2 protein-coding genes and 2 pseudogenes are annotated in these 3,249 nt (G+C 56.0%); 2 read left to right on the top strand and 2 right to left on the bottom strand.

The window, feature by feature from the left end:
- Nucleotides 1-468 precede the first annotated feature (468 nt).
- On the top strand, nucleotides 469-876 hold the full coding sequence (locus AC0QUY_RS42265; protein WP_161856788.1) for a hypothetical protein: 408 nt from the start codon (nucleotides 469-471) through the stop codon (nucleotides 874-876).
- A gap of 228 nt (nucleotides 877-1,104) precedes the next feature.
- Here AC0QUY_RS42265 and AC0QUY_RS42260 read toward each other — a convergent pair.
- Nucleotides 1,105-1,361: pseudogene (locus AC0QUY_RS42260) on the bottom strand (transposase); the annotation flags it as partial.
- A gap of 1,044 nt (nucleotides 1,362-2,405) precedes the next feature.
- Between AC0QUY_RS42260 and AC0QUY_RS42255 the strand changes: the two are divergent.
- On the top strand, nucleotides 2,406-2,741 hold the full coding sequence (locus AC0QUY_RS42255; protein WP_161855457.1) for a hypothetical protein: 336 nt from the start codon (nucleotides 2,406-2,408) through the stop codon (nucleotides 2,739-2,741).
- A gap of 224 nt (nucleotides 2,742-2,965) precedes the next feature.
- On the opposite strand, the pseudogene AC0QUY_RS42250 reads toward AC0QUY_RS42255, so the two are convergent.
- A pseudogene (locus AC0QUY_RS42250) lies at nucleotides 2,966-3,163 on the bottom strand (hypothetical protein); the annotation flags it as partial.
- Nucleotides 3,164-3,249 lie beyond the last annotated feature (86 nt).

Genomic DNA, 3,249 nt, shown 5'->3' with positions numbered 1-3,249 from the left:
ATCTTTGCCTATATCGAGGGCTTCTACAATCGGACTCGTCGTCACTCCGCCATCGGCTTTATCAGCCCGATCGAGATGGAGCTAAAAGCAGCTTAACCCTGTCCATTTTTTCGGGGGAAGATCAAATCGCGGTTACGGCATCAAATCGATTTTCGGCGGATTGCTTGGTAGGCCGACTTACGCCCAAAGCCTTGCTAGCGCAGAAAGTTGTTAAGCTTTCGGTCTGCTTCTGGCGAGCACATCCTAGTCACGCCCATGTCGCTAATCCCGCACTTCGCTGACCAGGCGGAACCGGTTTTGTTACGGCACCGACTTTGCGGATGTAACACAGTGATCATCGGTGAGACGCGGTGAAATATTCTGTGAGCGTTGGGCTATTGCGCGGGGCGGTTGGGCCTCACTTTTCGCATTCATGCTGATTTGGGTGTGAAGACTCAGCGGCCACTTCGACTAAGCATGGAGAAGAAGATGTTTCAACGATTGCTAAAGGCGCGCAGCGTTGTCTATTTCAAGGCCCGATCGACTAGTCGTGATGCCGAAACTGATCGTGCCCGTGCTACGTCCATTTTGCGTTCGATAGAGAACGCGCTGCAAGATGCGATGGCAGAGCAAGCTGACCTAAAATCGAGTGTCGATGAAGCGTTAGCGCGGTCGGCAGTAACGTTGGGCAATGATTCCGATGAATATCTTACGCGCGATCCGGAAGACAACCATTATCAGAATTTGCTTGGCAGTGAAATAGCGGAAGGGGAACGGCGGTTGAACGAGCTAGAAGTCACTATCAGGCATATCCTGTTTTTGAAAACCGCGCTCGTCACGCGATTTCCGGACCTCGGCTTCGGAGACAACACTCCTCATGCGAAAGATATCGGATGAGAGTGGCTCAACAGGAACGTGGCCAATCCCTAGATTGGCGCGTTCCCCCTGATCGCTTGAGGTTTCGTTGGGACCGGCGGAGGCTCGCTGATAAAGGGTGAGCCCACCGCAGGCGAACCGAGGCTAGTTGGCACCGCAGTGCGCAGGAGAGCTAACCACATAGGCGCGCTCGACTGTGCCGCCGGTGAGTTTCTCGGTACCTCAGGCATTCGGGGCGCCTGTGGAACAGGGGTCGCAGGCCCAGCGATCGCACAACCCGTTGGTCAGACAGGCCGTAGATGGTTGAGCAGCAGCAGTCCGATTAGGGAGCGGCTTGCGATGTCCGCCCGGCCTCGTTAAGTAGAGCGGCGCGACCTCGCCATCAATCCAGTCCCAGTCGATCTTGCCTCGAGCTGCACCAACTCGCGCTTCAGGTTGATGATCTGATCCAGCCCGGCTCGAACCAGATCGCCCTCCCCAGTCGTCTTTGGCTTATTCGGTTGCATCGCCCTTCCCCTGCATCACGGAATCACGCGTCGATTCGAGAATCTGCTCAATAAAATTAGGAGCTCCCGAGGCTGCGAGTTGCAAAAGTTTGCAATTCCGCCTTCGCCAGAAAATGGAATCTCCGATCACGTCTTTAGGGATTCTTCACGAGCGACTAAGAAGTTTGCGCGGATAGCTTCACGTGCACGTTTCCGCTCTCTTGGTGAGCTGTTTTGGGCCATAGGCCAAGATAGTTTCGGCGACCCACCGGATTTAGTTTGGGGGCGCGCTCTTCGTGAATTGAATTAGCGGCACGTAATTAACCACTATCGAGAGCATGCTCTACCCGGTGGACTGGTTGCGATACCAACGAGTCCCATATCTCGAGTTCGCACTTGCCCCTTGAGCGATCAGCCGTGCTGCAGATGCGTCCCAACTGCTCACCTTGGTGAGGGAAATACTTTCAGCGCCCCCCAATGCGAAGCATTGTTGCTGCCTTGGCCGGCGTCATTTGCCCTCCATCTTGTCGTCCCGATCGTGTTCGGTTACGGACGTTGATGTGGAGAATCCGACTACTACCGCTAAATCATTCCACAGATTCTGCTTCGCACGCGCGTTTTCCTTCTTCAAGCGACGCGCAGAGAGTACTTCGGCGTGTGGCACGCCGATTGCTGAGATGAGGATTGCCGCAATTAAAGAGCGGCGCGCTGGTCGCCGACCTAGGAATTCACAATGAGACTCGTTCGATTGATCTTGATCAATGTGGCGTTGACGCTAGTCGTAACTGTACGACCGGCAGACATTGATGTGGCCGTAGCCCGCTAACTTAACCCCACCGACCAAGGAAATAGTCTTGAGCATCAAGCGGACGGCTCCTCACGAAGCAGCTGTGAGCTTGGGGCGCGAATGGACAATGCTAGAACCAGATCACGCAACGTGCGCAGCCGTTGAGGAGCAGCGCCGACCGCGAAGCAACGCTGGGTTCATCGATCTCCAAAAGGCCTGAGGCTCACGTGATCATTGAACACTATGATTAGGTGCTCGAAGGGCCAGACCTAGACCGCATGTTGGCTGGCATCTGGCAGTCGAGGAGGCTGACGATCAGCCTCACCAGCTCACGACCGGTGATGCTGTCTGCATCGGGATCGCGACGTTTGCTTGACTTGGTGATCTTCGATTTGCCGGTGCCTAGTCGACTAACGCAGCGCAAGCATGGGATACGAATGACGCACTGGAGCAAACCAAAACCGTGCGTGATTGAAGGCGGCAAGGCCGATCGCGCATTACACGCTGATACTTCGCAGCCGCGGATGGTGTGGAACCCCTGGCCGCTTGCGGCGCTCCTCCTCAACGCGCTCCTGTGGGCCGGTATCTGCTGGCTCATCTACGCGTTCTTATGAGCGAGACGGTGTGCCAACGCAGCCGAATGCGGCGCCACAAGGATGGACACCTTGGCAAGCGCAAACTTGCATCCACACCTGTGGTCATCGACTGACCTTTCTCAGCGGCTCGCGGTCTCCAGAATATTGGAGGCACGTACGTACGCACGCCGGGTGGATTAGCCAACTTATCGGTCACCAACGCAAGACGCCGCAATACGCTTCGCCATTGCGCCCCACGGACCCGAGGCGCGCAAGTCGATCTGCGTCAGGTCCAACTTGGGCAATGCGCAGTGTTCGAACCGCATGTACTCCCAGCCGGCGGCGACCGTGGCCGGCGCCGTTCGCCGATCCAGCACGAGATCCAGATGGTCGTCCTTGCGCCGGCTCAGGGCGGTGTCGTTCGTCGTCCGTGAAGAATTCCCAAGCCGTTGATTTGGAATCCGGAAACGGCATTTTGCAGTAATTGAATTTGCCGGAAAGCGGGCCTTTGGAGCGGGATTCCTTGCAAACTTGATTTGTGATTCAC

This window comes from Bradyrhizobium sp. WYCCWR15520 (genome assembly GCF_056174665.1).
This window is presented reverse-complemented; position numbering and strand designations above follow the sequence as displayed.

What these genes read in the sequence shown, in the direction of transcription:
- AC0QUY_RS42265 (WP_161856788.1), top strand. Translation starts at nt 469, where the DNA reads ATGTTTCAACGATTGCTAAAGGCGCGCAGCGTTGTCTATTTCAAGGCC.
- AC0QUY_RS42255 (WP_161855457.1), top strand. Translation starts at nt 2,406, where the DNA reads ATGTTGGCTGGCATCTGGCAGTCGAGGAGGCTGACGATCAGCCTCACC.